The organism is Streptomyces cinnabarinus (genome assembly GCF_027270315.1).
Classification (GTDB): domain Bacteria; phylum Actinomycetota; class Actinomycetes; order Streptomycetales; family Streptomycetaceae; genus Streptomyces; species Streptomyces cinnabarinus.
Window position 1 is genome coordinate 9239548 of sequence record NZ_CP114413.1, and the last position, 16183, is coordinate 9255730.

The following is a 16183-nucleotide window of genomic DNA, read 5'->3' on the forward strand; positions in this document are numbered from 1 at the left end:
CTGGCAAGGCGCAGCCGGCTGCCGGTGAGCAGTCCGGCTTCCGGCATGCGGCGCGGGGATCATGCTTCATCTGTTGCATCAGGGCCGACCCGAGGCCGGGATGCGGACGCTCGGCGCGGCAGCATCCCGTCTGCCTGGGCGCGGTGGCCCCGCGCCCAGAATGAGAACTGCGCAACTGGAACGACTGTTGCGCACCGCCCGGAGGCGACGCGGCTGCGCAGGTTCAGCCGGCGGACAGCGTGGGGTAGTCGGTGTAGCCGACCTCGCCGCCGCCGTAGAAGGTGGCCGGGTCGGGGTTGTTGAGGGGGGCGCCGGTGCGGATGCGCTCGACGAGGTCGGGGTTGGCAAGCGCCATCATGCCCACGGTGACGACGTCAGCCAGATCGGTCTCGATGTCCTTGACGCGGGTGGCGATGTCGGCGCCGGGCCGGTTGAGGAGCAGCGCGGTCGGCCATTCACGTCGCAGGCTGTGCAGCAGTTCCTCGTCGCCTCCGGCGACAACGTGCAGGTAGGCCAGGTTCAGCGGGGCGAGGGCCCGGACCAGCGCGGGATACAGCCGCGCAGTGTCCTCCTCGGTGATGTCGTTGAACGGATTCCCGGGGGAGATCCGGATACCGGTCCGCTCGGCCCCGATCTCGTCGGCCACGGCCGCGGCCACCTCGACGGCGAAACGGATCCGGTTGTCCACCGAGCCGCCGTAGCGGTCGGTGCGCTTGTTGGCGTTGCTGGAGAGGAACTGGTGGACGAGGTAACCGTTGGCCGCGTGGATCTCCACGGCGTCGGCGCCGGCCTCGATGGCGGCGGCCGCTGCCTTGCGGAAGTCCCGCACGGTCTCGGTGACTTCCTCGGTGGACAACTCCCGCGGAACCGGCATCTCCTGCGGCCCGGACATGGTGAACATTGCGCCGGCGGGCTGGATGGCCGACGGTGCCACGGGCTGGCGGCCGTGGGGCGTGTTGGACGGGTGGGAGATACGTCCCACGTGCATGAGCTGGATGGCGACCTGGCCGCCGGCCGCGTGCACGCCGTCGGTGACCGTGCGCCATCCGGCGATCTGCTCGGCGGTGTGGATACCGGGGGTGAGCAGGTAGCCCTGCCCGTCGGCGGAGGGCTGGGTGCCTTCGGTGATGAGGAGGCCTGTCGAGGCGCGCTGGGTGTAGTACGCGGCGTTCAGTGCGGTCGGCACGCCCTCCGCGGTGGACCGGTCCCGGGTCATCGGGGCCATCGCAAGGCGGTGCGGCAGCTCGAGCTTGCCCAGGGTTGCAGGGTTCCACAGGTGTGCAGTCATCGCAGTCTCCAACGGTTTCAGTGGCTGGCCACATAAAAGTAGCACCCACTATGTGGCTAGCCAAGTGAATGTCCGTGGGGCTCCACTCCGGCGCCGGGCCGGCACCGGGGCGATGCCGTGGAGACCGGTGTCATCTCACACCCGGCTGGACCCCCGTCGTCGAGAGCGTCAGCACCGGGGAAGGCCGGTGGCCGGGACGGTCACCGCTACTGGACTTTGGGCGCGGGAGAGGCGTGATCGCACGGTGCTGGGCGATACGCCGAGGGCCTCACTGGCGGCCGCGTAGCTCAGGCCCGACCAGACGCACAGGGCGAACACCTCGTGCTCGGGTCCGCGGAGCTGGTTCAGTGCGGCGTGGGCCGCGGCGAGTCGTTCAGCGTCCTCCATGCGGACAACGAGTCTGTCGGCGAAGTCGGGCACGGTCTCGTGGTCTGCTGGCCGGCCCGGGAGGCGGGCGAGTGCGGCGCTGTGACGGCGGGCAGCGCGGCGGGTATTGCGCAGGACGTTGGCGACGATTCCGTACCGTCAGGGCCGTAGGGCGTCGTCCTCGGGTGTCCGGGCATCGGCACGGTCCTCTTCGGGAGCCTCGGTGCTGGGTCTCAGCTTCTTTGCCCCCGGTCGCACAGGCTCGTTCGAGCAGTCGCGCCTTCTCGCGCTGCTGACTGCCGCGGAAGAAGGCTCCACGGTCGGCCCTCGCGGGCCGGACCGCGCCTTCATGTGGTTGTGCTCGGTCTCGGGCCCTGTTCCTCACGGCGATCCGTTGCACCGGTGCGTCGAGTTGGCCTGCGATGGGCACCTTTCGGCACCGCATGAATGCGTCCGCGACACGGTCATGAAGTCGCGGAGGAGTTGTGCGGGTGGAGGCCGATAGCGGGCGTTGGTTCCGGCTGTCTGCAGCGGCCGGTGCCGGGGGTCGGCCGGGTGACGGGGGAGCGGTTGGACGGTGGGGGTGCCGCCGGATGAGGACCTCTTCAGTCCTGTGCCGGGTTCGGGCCGGGCCGGCGCCGTTTGCGTGGTGAGGCGGAGCGGGGCGGTTGGGTACGCATGTGGTCGCGTACGCGGGTCATGATGTCGCCGAGGTGGTGCAGGTCATCGCGGGTCATGGGATCGAACAGCAGCTGGCGGGCGAGCTGGATGTGACCGGGCAGGATGCGGTGGAAGAGGGCCAGGCCGTCCTGGGTGAGGGTGACGGCTCTTGCGCGGTCGTCGTCGGCGTCGGGGCCGCGGGCAATCAGGCCGGCCTTTTCCAGCTGGCCGGCCTGGTAGGTCAGGCCGCTGCGGCTGTAGACGACGCCGTCCGCCAGCTGGGTCATGGTCAGCGGGCCGGGTGCGTCGGCGAGACGGGCCAGTAGTTCGAATTGCACGTAGCTGATGCCGCCCTCCGCGCGCAGCTGCTGTTCGAGCTGGTACTGGAGCAGGCTTACGGCCTCCAGGAGCACAAAGTAGGTGCTCAGCTGAGCGGGATCGAGCGACTGGGCACCGGGTCCGGCAGCGGGGCTGAGCTGGGCGTCGGGGCGGATCTCGGTCATCCCCTCAGGCTACATGCTGCGAATTTGAAGCACTACGCCGAGCGCCCCTGCGTCGCACAGGCTCCGCGTCCGGCGATCTGCCTGGTTCCCGGAACCTTGCGATCGCTGTCGATCAGGGTGCGGCGCCGCCGCCGTGTGCGGCCTTCGTCCCCGCCGTCGACGGGCTGGATCCGCCCACGTTTCGCGTACTGGGTGAGTCGCCCCGGGATTGCGGTGGTGCGGCGCAGCCGTCTCGGGTGACCGCTGGGTCAGTGGATTGTGACGAGCGTCACATCCGTGGGCGGGATTGCTTCGCATTCGAAGCAAGTTATGGTCAATGCGCTTCGAATTCGAAGCACATTGACTCTAGGAGAGATCATGAAGGCAGTGCGTTACCACTCCTACGGCGACAGCGACGTCCTGGTCTACGAGGACACCGACCGTCCTGGAGCGGGTGAGGGCCAGGTCGTGGTGCGAGTAGCCTCCACCGCGTTCAGCCCCGCGGACGCCGCGATCCGTGCGGGCTTCCTGCACGAGGTGTTTCCGCTGGCCTTCCCGCACATCCCGGGCTACGACGTGGCCGGGGTGATCACCGAGGTCGGCGAAGGGGTCAGCGAATGGAAGGCCGGTGACGCAGTGGTGGCGTTCCTGCCCATGAACCAGCCTGGAGCGGCCGCAGAGTACGCCACCGTGCCAGCCGAAGCGCTGGCCCGTGCCCCGAAGAGCGTCAACCTGGCCGATGCCGCGGCTCTCCCGTCGACCGGACTGACCGCCTGGCAGTCGCTGTTCGTGCACGCCGACCTCAAGGCCGGGCAGAACGTCCTGGTCAACGGCGCGGGCGGGGCTGTCGGCGGCTACGCCGTCCAGCTCGCCCGGCAGGCTGGTGCCACCGTCATCGCCACCGCCAGCCCGCGCAGCGCCGACCGCCTGCGCTCCTATGGCGCCGAGCAGATCATCGACTACCTGGCCACACCACTGCATCAGGCGGTGGCCGGACAGCGGTTCGATGTGGTGCTGAACCTGGTGCCCACCAGCCCCGAGGAGACCGCGGCTCTCGTGGACCTGGTCGCCGACGGAGGAGCGTTCGTCAGCACGACCACCCCGGGCCCTGAGAACCCCGCGCGCGAAGTGCGCACGGTACGGGTCTTCGCCCTCAGCGACGCCGCCCAACTCACCGAACTGGTCTCCCGGGTGGACGCCGGCGATCTGAAGATCGACGTCGCCCAGCGGCGCCCACTGGCCGACCTGGCAGCCGTCCACGAGGACGCCACTGCCGGACGGCTGCCCGGCAAGACCGTCCTGACCCCTTGACTCACCCGACGCCGGTTCCAGCACCTGCCGGGCCCGTGAACCTCATGCATCACCCCGCGCCAGTAGCCACCCTGACACCACCCTCGGAGGGCATCATGACCGCAACATCCGTGTCCCAGACACCCGCCCGCCCGCCCTACGATCCGGAGCTCGGGACCCTACTGGCCAACAGCCCGCTGCCCGCCGCCATCACGCCAGACATGATCGAACCGCTGCGCGCTGCTCCCTTCACCGCCCCGATCGAGGAAGTTCTCGCCACCCGTGCCCTCGACCACGAGGTCGTCACCGTCCCCGGCCCGGACGGCGAGCTGACCGCCTCCGTGTTCACCCCACGCGGCAAGACCACGGCCGGACCGGGCATCTACTTCCTTCACGGCGGCGGCTTCATCATCGGCGATCGATTCACCGGCATCGTGAACATCCTCGACTACGCCATAGAACACAATGCCGTGGTCGTCTCCCTCGACTACCGGCTCGCCCCCGAGCACCCGGACCCGGCTCCGGTGGAGGACGCCTACGCCGGCTTCATATGGACCGCAGCCCACGCCGCCGACCTCGGCATCGACCCCGAGCGGATCCTGCTCGCCGGCACCTCCGCCGGCGGCGGCCTGGCCGCAGGGGTGGCCCTGCTGGCCCGCGACCGTCAGGGCCCGAAGGCACTGGCACAGATGTTGATGAGCCCGATGATCGACGACCGCGACCAAACGGTCTCCACCCTGCAGTACACCGGCACCGGATCCTGGAGCCGAGAGAGCAACACCACCGGCTGGACCGCGCTGCTCGGCGACCGGCGCGCCACCGATACCGTATCCCCCTACGCTTCCCCCGCCCGCGCCGCCGACCTCTCCGGCCTGCCCCCGGCCTTCATCGACGTCGGCTCTGCCGAGGTCTTCCGGGACGAGGACGTCGCCTACGCCTCCCGGCTGTGGGCCGCCGGTGTGCAGGTGGAACTCCACGTGTGGGCCGGAGGCTTCCACATCTTCGACGGCGCCGCCCCCGCCGCGGCCCTGTCCCGGGCCGCCCTCGCCGCCCGCGAAGCCTGGGTGCGCCGCACTCTCACCAGCTGACTGCCTACGCCGGCGGATCTGGCGCGCTGGGGCCGGGACCCACAGGTCCCAGCCCCAGCCAGCCGCGAACACACCACCCCAGCTCCCGCGGTTGGGAGAGCCTGCGGGGCGTACGGGCGCCACTGCTCCGGTCTCGGCACGCTGGCCCTTGTGCCGCGATGACCCCTCACGTACTCACCATGCAACTCTGGCCCAAGGAGGCACTCCATGGCCCTGCCCGTCCTGTTCGGCGCGAACGTCGACCCGCTCGCACTGCCCACCGGACGCTCCGGTGACCAGGCCCGGCTGATCGACGACCTCGGCCTGGACCTGCTCACCATCCAGGATCACCCGTACCAGTCGGCGTTCGACGACACCTGGACGCTGCTCAGCTTCCTGGCCGCGCGGACGCGGCAGGTCACGCTGGTCCCGACGGTCGCCTCGCTGCCCCTGCGCCCGCCCGCCGTGCTGGCGAAGGCGACCGCGACCCTGGACCGGCTGACCGGATCGCGGATCCAACTCGGCCTGGGCGCCGGGGCCTTCTGGGAAGCCGTCAAGGCCATGGGTGGCCCGGCCCGCACGCCGAAAGAGGCCGTGGACGCCCTGGACGAAGCGATCACCGTCATCCGGGCGATGTGGAGCGGTCGCAGTAGTGCCCGCACGCCCGGCGAGCACTACTCCCTCGCCGGTATCCACCCTGGCCCCGCGCCCAGTCCCGGCCTGGGCCTCTGGCTGGGCTCGTACGGGCCGCGGATGCTGGCCCTGACCGGTGCACGGGCCGACGGTTGGCTGCCCTCGCACGCCTACCTCGAACTTGACGCGCTGCCTGAAGCCGTCCAGCGCCTGGACGACGCCGCGACGGCCGCAGGACGTGATCCGAGCGCGATCCGCAAGATCTACAACATTGCTGGCGTGATCCAGCCCTCCACGGAAGGCCCGTTCCGCGGACCGGTCGCCCAGTGGACCGACCAGCTCGGGGAACTTGTGCGCAGCAATGGCATGAACGGTTTCGTCATCTGGCCCGAACGCGATCACGAGCAGCAGATCCGCACCTTCGCCACTGAGGTCGCCCCGGCCGTCCGCGCAGCCCTCGCCCAGGACGGTTGAGCTTGCTTACCCGCCTATCGGTGCTGGTGCGCAAGGGTGTGCGCGCCGTTCTACGGTCCCGGTCGGCCGACGCGCTGGACGAGCAGTTGATCGGGCAGCTGGCGGACCGGGCCCGCGCGAGGGCGGTCCGCTGCAGCAGCTGACCAAGCGATGCCGGCAGTGGCAACAGCCGCAACGGGCCCGGGCCAAGACCGCTTCCCTCCTGCAGCTGCCGAGGCGTTCGCCTCCACCGGACTGGATGAGGCTACGAAATCCCTGCTGGTGGCCGCGATGCCCGAGCTCTTCGGAGCCCTCGGCGCTGGGTTGGTGATCGCCGTTGTCACCGCCGTATAGCGGAGGCTGCTCCGACACACCTCCCTCTTGTCAGGTCAACGCATGCAGCACCGCGCTCTGCCGTGCCTCGTCCAGCGCATTCAGGTTGCCGACGTGCGTGCGGATGGTTTGGATTGACATGATCCGGTCTGACAAATGGGGCGCCTGCATCGAAGGGCTGACGCTGGAACGCCGGGTGCTGCGCTCACACTGCTTGGGGATGCACTGTGTCGAGAACCCACGCCGCCCCGCGCGCGACTCAACAGCCGGAGCGGCACAACACCGGCTCGGCGAGCCGCGCTCAGGCTGTGTCGTTCGGGTCGGCCGAACTGGTGGCAGGGCCCACAAAGGGAGCCCCCAGGACATATGACGCTCCGTGCCCGGTCCGCTCCCAAGACTTCACCCGTACGGCGGTGCGCGCGTCCACGGCGGGGCGGCTGCAGCCCCGACTCGTTGCGGGCTCGTCGGGCGACGCTTTTGAGCAGGAAGCCGACCGGATGGCGGAGCGCGTGCTGGGCATGGCCGCATCCGTGTCGCCACCCCAACCTCAAGGCCGGGAGGCCGGGGTGCAGCGTACGACGGCGGTCCCCGCAGGGGTGTCGGCGCTGCCCGCGGAGGTGGACGACGTCATGCGTTCGCCGGGACAACCGCTGGACCCCGCTATGCGAGCGTTCATGGAAGAGCGTTTCGGACGCGACTTTTCGGGGGTGCGCGTTCACACCGATGCCGCGGCAGCTCGGTCGGCTCGAAGCGTTCAGGCCCTCGCGTACACAGTCGGGAGGCATATCGCGTTCAGCGCGGGCGCGTTCTCGCCGGCCACGCACGAAGGCCGGCGCCTGCTGGCCCACGAGCTGACCCATGTCACTCAGCAGACAGACGCACACGGTGGGGCCCGGAACCAGACCGCAGCGCTTCGGGTGCAGCGTCAGCAGCTTCCCAGGAAGACGCCTGAGCAGCTGGATTCGGAACTCACCGCAGCGAAGAGTGAGGGCCGGTGGGGGGACGTCGCCACCATCCTCAACGACATGAGCGATGCCGACATCATCGCGCGGGTGGCCGCAGACCGCCTGCCGAAGCCCGACCGGGGCCGACTGCGCGCCGCGATCCCCGAGTGGGCGCACCGCGTGCGCGGAGCGGTGCTGTCCGTGGACTACAACGAGGCGCTCGCGGCACGCGACTACAAGGCGGCCGCCATCGCCGTCAACGGCTTCGACGACGCAGGCATCCGCGGCCGGATGGCCAGCCTGGACGCGTCAGTGGTTGTCGACATCTACAACGGTGCCGTCCAGGCAATGTCCGGAGTCAGCCTGCGGCGAGTGCTGGACGCTCTGCGGGACCGCTACCAGCAGGCATCGACCGACCCGCTCGGCACCAAGACGATGACCGTCGTCGCGATGATGCAGGCCGCCGGCGTGGATGCCGCGACCGCCCTGGCCTTCGTACGCCTGCAACTTGGCCTGGTTCCCGACAGTACCGGCGAGAAGAAGACCCAGACGACGGAGGACGTGGCCGAGGACGTCGGTCACATGCTCGCGGCCGCAGCGGTCATCCCGCCTCAGCTCGAGGCCGGCAACCTCGCGCACAGCCTCATCGGCGGCGTCTACGTCGCGCTGAATCCGGTGTCCTTCTACGACTTGCCCATCGCGGCCTATGCGGCCCGTCTGGCGAACATGTTCAAAGCGCCTGGCAGCACGAAGGACCTGCTGATGAACCTCAACATGCGCCCGGACATCGTCGACCTGACGCGGACGCAGATCTACGAGATCAAACCCTTCACGTCGCAGGCGCTCGCCGTCGCGGAGATGCGCGACTACATCATCCTGATGGACGGCATCCTCAAGCAGTCAGTCTTCAGGCCTGGCAGCCCGCACAACCCGGGAACGACGATGGCGCTGCCGTTCACCGACAAGGGCCAAAACGGCGTACTCATCTGGGGATGCCCCGTGCCAGGAGCCATCCTCTACCGGTTCTTGCCCAAGAAGGAGGAACCGAAGGCTGAGCAGGAGCGCGCGAAGCTGCACGAACCCGGCTCCCAGTACGCGGCCAGCGTATCCGCCGCTGCCGCGGTGGCCGTCCCGCTGGTCATCGTGGGCCACGGGGCCATGGCAGCCCTGGGGGGATACGAGGTGCTGATGGGGATGCTGACTGCCGCACTTCGCTTCGCCGGGCAGGCCCTACCCCGTGTCACTGCGGCGGGCAGCGCAGGCGCGGGGCAGGCCCTGCCCCGTGCCGCTGCGGCGGCCGGCGCAGCCGCGGCCGCGGTGAAGGCCGGTGAGGGCCCCCGCGAGCGTTGACCCGATCACGGTACGTGGGCTTTGGCCCCCAGCGCCGTCGCGGCCTCAAGCGTTGTGCGTAGCGGGGCAGCCGAGCCCGGATGACCAGGGTCGGAGCTTCTCGCCGAAGCCTGCTGGTACCTCGCCTGTGCCCTGCGCGGCCGACCCCACCAGCGCGGCCTGGACGAACAGATCGTGTGACCGTCGTCGGCTACACCCACGGACCGCGTCCCCATACGAGCGGGCACACGTCGCCGCCAGTGGAGGAAAGCCTGCTAGACCTCTTCCGCGCCAAGGTCGGCAAGCGCGCGCTGCCCCGCCCTCAGTTCGCCTTCAAGTAGCCCCACGGCCTCATCGACCAACGGCCGCGGCGTCATCCCCGCCCTCCCTCATCGCAGCCGCACAGCCTACTCAACCCGGCAAACGTTCCCGGTCACAGCACTAGATGCGCGAGTTGCGCAGCGACTGCCACACAGCGCCGGCCAGCGCCCGCGTCGCCCGCGGGACCGACAGATGCTCGTGCTCGCGGTAAAGGGCCCAGTTGTATTGCACGAGAGACAGCTTGTTGGAGGACAGCGATCCCGCCTGGTGGGCTCTGTACACCGCAAGCGGCTCAGCCAGACCCCGGGCGTCAGCGCCGTCCCGCATGATCGACAGCCAGAGGCCGTAGTCCTGGCGCTTGCGCATCTCTGGCATCAACCTCGTGCCCAGGACACTGCGGTCGTACATGGCGGTGAGAGCTCCGATGTAGTCACGCACCAGCATCGCGCGGTAGTCCACGTGCTCCCGCGCACGGACCACCCGACCGTTCGGGACCCATTCGGTGCTCTCACCGTCGTAGTCGGCGTCCATCTTGAAGTACGAGGTGAACGTCAGCGGCGCGTCACCTTCCACGGCGAAAGCGAGTTGCTTCTCGGTTTTCTCTGGAAGCCACATGTCGTCGGAGTCGAGGAACGCGATGTAGTCCCCGCGGGCCCGCTCGATCGCCAGGTTGCGGGCCCGGCCCGCACCGCCCCGTTCGGGCGCCGTCTCCGGCAGGAGGCGCTCGTCCTGCTCAGCGAACTCGCGGAGCAGGTCCATGGAGCCATCGGAGGACTGGTCGTCGGTGACCAGCAGCTCCAGGTCGCTGTGGGTCTGCGTGAGCACCGATCGGACGGCTGCGCCGAGGGTGGCTGCCGAGTTGTACACGGGCATCACGACAGACACCAGGGGCACAGCGCTTCTCCTTGCCAGACCAGGAATGACGGTCCATTCAAGCACTGCAATCGAGTAGAAGCTCAATGAGCCGTTACTGCCAGAGCCACCGCCGGAGTGGTGGCGGGACGGCCGCGAGGGCCTGACCGCCAGGCCCTGTGCGGCGGAAGTGAAGCTGTCGCCTCGCTCTGAGATCGTCGCCAGCCCGGCGGGGTGTCGGTCGGGTGCGGGTGCTGGGTTCACATGGTGCTGAGGAGGGTGAGGACCGCGACGGGTAGCAGCAGCATCCATTGGGGGAGCTGGAGGAGCGGTCTGGGCCAGTCGGCGGTGAGTGTGACGATCAGGAACACCAGGGCGTAGGCGAGGTATTGGGCGGCGATGAACACGACGAGTGGCGTGCTGGGTTGGGTGGTGAAGGCAAGGGCGAGCAGGGCGATGGAGCTGATAAGCAGGTCGGCGGTGACCATGTGCCAAACGACGTGCAGGGTGCGCTTGGGTTCGGCGGTCATCTTGCTGCCCAGAAGGGGGCGTACGACCGACTGTCCGCCGACGGTGGCGTGGATGAGTGTGGTTGCCGCGGCGATGATGCCTGCGGTGAGCAGCCAGCCATTCATCGGGCCTCTATTCCGCGTGCGATCATCGCGGCGATACGCCGGGCAAGATCCGGTGCGGGACGTTCGCCGATGATTCCCAGGTGGAAGAAGACCGCCCCGGCCAGGGTGTCGAGTACGAGGTCGACCGGTAGGTCTGCGCCGGCCTCGCCGCGCTGCTGCGCCCGGTCGAAGACTTCGGTGAGTCGTTCCTTGGCGGGCTTGAGGAACCGGGAGCGGATCGTTGCGCGGAGGTCTGGCGTGGCGGCGAAGTCGGCGAGCAGGCCGGGCAGGGCGGCTGCGGCCTGGGGTGCGGAGAACTCATCGATCAGGGACTGCACCAGTGCGGTGAGGTCGCCTTGCAGGGTCCCCGTGTCGGGCAGGTCGGCTGTGTCGGTCGTGGTGAAGACCGCCTCGTAGACCAGCTCCGGCTTGCCGGACCAGCGGCGGTAGATGGTGTCCTTGCCGACGCTGGCTCGTGCGGCGACGGCGCCGATGGACATCGCCGCGTAGCCGCTCTCCACGACCAGTTCGGCGGTCGCCTTGATGATCGCGGCGCTGGACCGCTCGTCTCTGGGGCGCCCTCGCTCTGCAGGGAAGGAAGTCATACTCCATAATTACCATACGAGTCGACCCGTATGGAATATGAGGGCTCGGGATCGGCAGGTCCGGTGTTGGCCGGGGGTGGAGGGCATGTTCATGCCGGGCCGCCCAACAGTACGAGGGGCGGCCCACTTGCTTGCGCGTCAGGTGTCGCCGGGCCTCGTCGATGTCAACGGGGTTGCATGACAGCCTTCTTGGCGCCCTTGGTGGGAGGAGGTCGAGACGGTGATGGTGGTGCGCCTTGGGCTTCTTTCTGGGCGGGGTAGATCTCGCGGAATGTCGGCAAGTTGCTGTTCACGGGAATATGCCGGGTTGATGCGGGCGGGGCCCTGAGCGTCGAGCAGTTCTTCGAACGACGTGTACTCGGTGGCCGATCCGCTGGAGACGTGAGGCCCGCCGGTGCCCAGGGCGCCCAGCAGGTTCGGTCCGCACACGGTTGTGAGGTGCCTGCGACGCCGGCGTGGAGATCCAGCTACCCCGGACATGGGGCCGGTTCACGGGGTGAGGAGGCGGGAGGAACCATCCGAGGTTCTTTCAGTGCCCGTGCTGGCCGGCCCGCTGGGCAGAGGGCATGCTCGAACGACTGTGCTTTGGAGAACCCCTTTGTCGTCCTCTTCGTCCTTCCTCCTGGCGTCCCTGGATCCGCCCGCGTCGGTCACCCTGACCAGCCTGACCAGCCTGACCAGCCAGGTCGATGCCTTGCCCGACTGGCTCATGGGTAATGCGGACATGCTGATCGGTATACCCCTGCGGATCGCGTTGATCATTGTGATTGCGGCCCTGGTGCGGATGATCGCCAAACGGGCCATCACACGCGTGGTGCAGCGCATCCTGGAACCGGCCGGCCTGGACGGCGCGGAGCGCCGCAGCACCCGTGGCCCACTCGTGCTGCAGCGCGACAGCAGCCGAGCCAGCGAGCGCCGCCAGCAACGGGCCCGCACCATCGGCTCGGTCCTCAGCAGCATCGTCACGATCGTCATCGCGGTCACCGGGCTGGCCATGATCCTGGAACAGATCGGAATCGCCCTTGGCCCCCTGCTCGCCAGCGCGGGAGTCGTCGGGCTCGCCATCGGCTTCGGCGCGCAGAGCCTGGTCGCCGACTACCTGTCCGGGATGCTCATCATGGTCGAGGACCAGTACGGCATCGGAGACTCCGTGGACCTGGGCGAAGCCGTGGGCGAGGTCGAACAGGTGGGGCTGCGCCTGACCCAGGTCCGAGACCTCAACGGCGGCCTCTGGCACATCCGCAACGGTGAGATCCTCCGTGTGCGCAACGACAGCCAGGAATGGGCCCGCGCCGTCCTGGATGTGTCCGTCGCCTACGACTCACACCTCGATGTCGTCTACCGGGTCCTGGAGGAAACGGGTCACGCGATGCGCGAGGACCCCGCTTTCGCCGACATCCTCCTGGAGGACCCCGCCGTGTGGGGCGTGCAGTCCCTCGACGCCGACGGCGTGGTCGTCCGCATCGCAGTCAAGACCGTTCCTCTCAAGCAGTGGGCCGTCACCCGCGAACTGCGCCACCGCGTCAAGAACGCCTTCGACACCGCAGGCATCGGGCTGCCCTTCCCCCAGCGTTCCATCTGGCTGCGCAACGAGGACGAGAAGCGCTCCCCGGTGAATGCGACCGGATCAAGTCCGCGGCGCCCGTAAGGCCCGTACCTCCGGTTGATGGCGCCGCACTGCGAAACCGGTGCGCTCCTTGACGGGAACCCGATACCGCTACGCGGCACCGTCCGCGTCACGGCCGGTGTCCGGGACGGTGCCGAGCCCAGCCCCATGGACAGCCGGGTTGACCGGCCTGCCACCCTGTCAGCTGGGCGGATTGGCCAATGCGTCGCGCCGAAAGCCCCACTCCCGACGCTGTTTGCGCATCTCGCGTTGCCACAGGACCACCGGCGTCAGGCTGGCGGCGACCGTCAGGGTGGCCCAGACGAGCATGGCCGGATGGGTGTGGTGCGCCGCGATCCCGTAGGCGGCGAGGCCGGTGACCGTCACCGCCCAGAACAGGTGGATCCGGAAGGTGCCGAAGAACCGGTCGGGGGAGGCGGAAGAGCCCTTCGGTGTCACAAAGAACCTGCTCTTGCGGCGCAGCAAGGCGTCCGTGAAGCTGCGGGTGTACACGGGGGCGATGATGAGGGTCATCGCCATGCCGGCGAGGCCTGAGGACCCGACCGGTTCGTGAGGGCTGACGTTGTGGCGCCGGTTCCAGATGTAGAGCGCCACTTGCAGGGCGACGGCGTTGCCGTACAGCACGGCCCATACGACGGGATCGATGTCACCCCCGCTCGCTCCTCCCACGAAGTAGAGGGCCAGTGACACCCCGCCCAGGATCCAGGAGATCGCCAGCAGGGGGTACCAGGAGAGCAGGAAGAAGTAGTTGACCAGACTGGGCAGGCGGAGTTTGAACGGGGCCTTCCAGAAGTCCTTGAGCAGGGTCTCGTAGGTGCCGCGGCTCCACCGCAGTTGCTGGGTCACGAAGTCCGTCCAGGCCGACGGGCCCTCGCCGACGGCGAGCACGTCGGGCGTGTACACGGAGCGCCAATGGCGGCCGGTCACGGGGTGGCGCCGCTGGTGGATGGCGAGCCCGGTGAGCATGTCCTCCGTGATGGAGTCCTGAAATCCTCCGACCTGGAGCAGTGCCGTGGTGCGCACTGCGAGGTTCGTCCCGACGAGCATGGGTGATCCGTGCCGGTTGCCGACGCGCTGGATCAGCGCGTGGAACATGAACTGCTGACTCTCCGCCATCTTCGTGACGACACTGTCGTAGTTGCCGTAGACCTGAGGGCTGACGACGAAGGCGGTGTCAGGGTCGCGGAAGTAGCCGAGGGTGCGTTCCAGGAAGTTGGGGAAGGGCACATGGTCGGTGTCGACGGCGGCGATGAAGTCGTAGTCCCGTCCTTGCGCGTCGAGCCATGCGTTGTAGTTGCCGTGTTTGGTCTTGGCTCTGTGCACACCTCGGGTGGTGTTCCACTTGGCCACGCCCTTGCGGGAGAAGTGGTGCACCCCCAACTGATCGCAGAGCGCCCGCACTTCCGGATCGTTCCCCTCGTCCAGGACCCAGACGTGCATCAGGCCCCGGTGCCGAATCCGGACTGCCGCGCGCAGTGTGTTGCTCAGCATCTCCAGAGGTTCTTTGCCGGGCACGAAGGTCGTGAGGAAGGCGACCCGTGTCCCGGTCTCGGGCACCACGGGAATGGGATCCTGGGCGAACAGGGTGGCGTGGGCGCAGGAGAGCACGCTCGTCAGCCGGGCGCCTTCGATGGCACCGACGCAGCCCAGCATGACGATCCACAGCGTCGGCTGGTGCTGCCAGTGGGAGGGCTGAAGCAGCCACAGCAGGGTGCACAGCGAGATCAGAGGCACCAGTGCGAGCGCCAGCGCGGTTCTGACCCGGTGGGGTTCGGCGGACAACAGGGAGCGGTGGCGCACCCGGTAGGGGATGCCCGCGCTGGGCTGGGTCAGGGGGCCGGCCAAGCGGCTGTAATGCTCGTAGTCGTAGCGGGGCAGCGGGCGCAGTGGGGGGCGGAACAGGGAACGCCAGGTCTTCTGCGCTTCCGCCCAGTGCTGGTCGGAGTCGTCGGACGCGGGCGGAATGGGCCGTGGGGTGTCGGGGTCCGGCGGCAGGGGACCTGACGGCTTGGGGGGTGCGGGACGGCCACCGCCAGGCGCCGGTCGCCGACTACGGGCGGGCCGCGTCGGGTGCCGAGGGCTCTGGAACGTCAGCTCCAGGGTGCCGCCGACAGCGGTGCTCGTGCGGGGCGCCGACTCGGGGGGCTTCCCGGTGAGTCCGACGCGCAGCACCGCCCGCATTGCTTCAAGGTCGGCTCGCCTGCGGTCCAGCGCCGGGTCGTCGACCGGGGTCAGGGCGACCGCCTCCGCGACGCACTCCACGGCCTCCTCGATCAGCGCCTTGGTCCGCGTCCACCGGTACAGCTCCTGCAAGGCATGGCCGAGATTGACCAGGACCACCGGCCGGACCGGGTCATCCTGCTCCAGGCTGTGCTGGAGCCCACGCAGCATGTCGATGCTGGCGTGCAGGAGATCAGGGTCCCTCGTGTCGTGGGCGCTGTTGACCAGTTCGGCGCTTTCGGCGTTGACGGTGGCGGGATCGCGCTGCTGTTCCCCGCCGGAAGAGTCGGCGGGTGCGGCAACGTCGGTGCCTGCGGCAGCGGGTTCCGCCTCCGGTTCCTGAACCGACGCACCGTCGAGCGCGGCGAGGATCTCGTGCGCTTGGGTCCGTACGGCTGCGGGGGCGGGCACGGCATGCCCCGGGGCTGTCCGCTGGGCGGCGGCGCAGACCCTCAGTCGCCGTGTGGCTGAGGCGAGCAACTCCTCCGCGGAAGACGGAGTCAGCGCACGCTCCCCGACCAAGCCGGGGAGATCTGCGGCCCGCACGCCGCCGACCGCACTGGCACACTCCTGGAGGGCATCGATCACCTCGTCCCATTCCGCGGAGCGAAGGCGCCAGGTCGGGAGGCGCGAGAGGAGGGTGCGGACGTCCTCGCCCGGCGTGGAGGCGCGCCGCTCGCGCGGTGCTGCCGTGGCGTCGAGCGGGACGGGCCCGGTGTAGAGGGGGTGAACGAGGAGGAATGCGCCGTCAGGTGTGACCGAGGGTCCGGCGACAGCGGGCCCGGGAGCCTCGGGGTGTTCCCCGTGGAATGCCAGCAGGGGCGAGGAGGCGTCGGTGGCGGCGAGGTAGCGGCTGCAGTGGGCCAGGGTGTCATGGAGGATGGACGCCTGATGCCCGGGGCCGTCCAGGAGCCGCAGGCCGTCGGTGAGCAGGCGCAGCCCTTCGGTACAGGCGGGAAGGGTGCGTACGGCGGCCAGGAACGCGTTGGCCACCGCTTCCATTGAGGGTTCGACGGCACCGGACCGCATGCGCTCCAGCAGGTGCCAGGCCGAGATCACGGCAAGGTCGGTGTCCTGCGGGTGATGAGCACGGGCCGAC

12 protein-coding genes are annotated in these 16183 nt (G+C 69.1%); 5 read left to right on the forward strand and 7 right to left on the reverse strand.

The window, feature by feature from the left end:
- Nucleotides 1–223: 223 nt before the first annotated feature.
- From STRCI_RS41650 to STRCI_RS41660, 3 genes are all read right to left on the reverse strand, one after another.
- Complete coding sequence (locus STRCI_RS41650) at nucleotides 224–1288, reverse strand: alkene reductase (protein ID WP_269664200.1); 1065 nt, start codon at nucleotides 1286–1288, stop codon at nucleotides 224–226.
- A 168-nt stretch (nucleotides 1289–1456) separates the two neighbouring features.
- Complete coding sequence (locus STRCI_RS43470) at nucleotides 1457–1675, reverse strand: RNA polymerase sigma factor (protein WP_336298840.1); 219 nt, start codon at nucleotides 1673–1675, stop codon at nucleotides 1457–1459.
- Nucleotides 1676–2259: 584 nt separating this feature from the next.
- Nucleotides 2260–2817, reverse strand: coding sequence for a MarR family winged helix-turn-helix transcriptional regulator (locus STRCI_RS41660; protein ID WP_269664201.1), 558 nt, complete (start codon nucleotides 2815–2817; stop codon nucleotides 2260–2262).
- A 357-nt stretch (nucleotides 2818–3174) separates the two neighbouring features.
- Here STRCI_RS41660 and STRCI_RS41665 point away from each other — a divergent pair, with 357 nt between their 5' ends.
- The 4 genes from STRCI_RS41665 (at nucleotide 3175) to STRCI_RS41680 (ending at nucleotide 8866) form a co-directional block, all read left to right on the forward strand.
- Nucleotides 3175–4107 (forward strand): NADP-dependent oxidoreductase, encoded by a 933-nt coding sequence (locus STRCI_RS41665; protein WP_269664202.1) that lies wholly within the window; start codon nucleotides 3175–3177, stop codon nucleotides 4105–4107.
- Between the two features lie 95 nt (nucleotides 4108–4202).
- On the forward strand, nucleotides 4203–5174 hold the full coding sequence (locus STRCI_RS41670) for an alpha/beta hydrolase (protein ID WP_269664203.1): 972 nt from the start codon (nucleotides 4203–4205) through the stop codon (nucleotides 5172–5174).
- A gap of 207 nt (nucleotides 5175–5381) precedes the next feature.
- Nucleotides 5382–6260, forward strand: coding sequence for an LLM class flavin-dependent oxidoreductase (locus STRCI_RS41675; RefSeq protein ID WP_269664204.1), 879 nt, complete (start codon nucleotides 5382–5384; stop codon nucleotides 6258–6260).
- Between the two features lie 725 nt (nucleotides 6261–6985).
- Nucleotides 6986–8866 (forward strand): eCIS core domain-containing protein, encoded by a 1881-nt coding sequence (locus STRCI_RS41680; protein ID WP_269664205.1) that lies wholly within the window; start codon nucleotides 6986–6988, stop codon nucleotides 8864–8866.
- Between the two features lie 420 nt (nucleotides 8867–9286).
- On the opposite strand, the gene STRCI_RS41685 is transcribed toward STRCI_RS41680, so the two are convergent.
- The 3 genes from STRCI_RS41685 to STRCI_RS41695 form a co-directional block, all read right to left on the reverse strand.
- Entirely contained in the window at nucleotides 9287–10060 is a 774-nt protein-coding gene (locus STRCI_RS41685; protein ID WP_269664206.1) for a glycosyltransferase family 2 protein, read from the reverse strand.
- A gap of 218 nt (nucleotides 10061–10278) precedes the next feature.
- Nucleotides 10279–10653, reverse strand: coding sequence for a hypothetical protein (locus tag STRCI_RS41690; RefSeq protein WP_269664207.1), 375 nt, complete (start codon nucleotides 10651–10653; stop codon nucleotides 10279–10281).
- Complete coding sequence (locus tag STRCI_RS41695; RefSeq protein ID WP_269664208.1) at nucleotides 10650–11237, reverse strand: TetR/AcrR family transcriptional regulator; 588 nt, start codon at nucleotides 11235–11237, stop codon at nucleotides 10650–10652. Before STRCI_RS41695 ends, STRCI_RS41690 begins: the two co-directional genes overlap by 4 nt.
- A gap of 598 nt (nucleotides 11238–11835) precedes the next feature.
- Between STRCI_RS41695 and STRCI_RS41705 the strand changes: the two genes are divergently transcribed.
- A complete protein-coding gene (locus STRCI_RS41705; RefSeq protein ID WP_269664209.1) occupies nucleotides 11836–12885 on the forward strand; it encodes a mechanosensitive ion channel family protein in 1050 nt (349 codons plus the stop codon).
- Nucleotides 12886–13044: 159 nt separating this feature from the next.
- Here STRCI_RS41705 and STRCI_RS41710 read toward each other — a convergent pair whose 3' ends face one another.
- Nucleotides 13045–14829, reverse strand: coding sequence for a glycosyltransferase family 2 protein (locus STRCI_RS41710; protein ID WP_418953491.1), 1785 nt, complete (start codon nucleotides 14827–14829; stop codon nucleotides 13045–13047).
- Nucleotides 14830–16183 lie beyond the last annotated feature (1354 nt).

Bases quoted from the DNA above. Each gene is read 5' to 3' on its own strand.
- STRCI_RS41670 (WP_269664203.1), top strand. From the start codon at position 4,203: ATGACCGCAACATCCGTGTCCCAGACACCCGCCCGCCCGCCCTACGAT.
- STRCI_RS41665 (WP_269664202.1), top strand. From the start codon at position 3,175: ATGAAGGCAGTGCGTTACCACTCCTACGGCGACAGCGACGTCCTGGTC.
- STRCI_RS43470 (WP_336298840.1), bottom strand. From the start codon at position 1,675: ATGGAGGACGCTGAACGACTCGCCGCGGCCCACGCCGCACTGAACCAG.
- STRCI_RS41660 (WP_269664201.1), bottom strand. From the start codon at position 2,817: ATGACCGAGATCCGCCCCGACGCCCAGCTCAGCCCCGCTGCCGGACCC.
- STRCI_RS41695 (WP_269664208.1), bottom strand. From the start codon at position 11,237: ATGACTTCCTTCCCTGCAGAGCGAGGGCGCCCCAGAGACGAGCGGTCC.
- STRCI_RS41650 (WP_269664200.1), bottom strand. From the start codon at position 1,288: ATGACTGCACACCTGTGGAACCCTGCAACCCTGGGCAAGCTCGAGCTG.
- STRCI_RS41675 (WP_269664204.1), top strand. From the start codon at position 5,382: ATGGCCCTGCCCGTCCTGTTCGGCGCGAACGTCGACCCGCTCGCACTG.
- STRCI_RS41690 (WP_269664207.1), bottom strand. From the start codon at position 10,653: ATGAATGGCTGGCTGCTCACCGCAGGCATCATCGCCGCGGCAACCACA.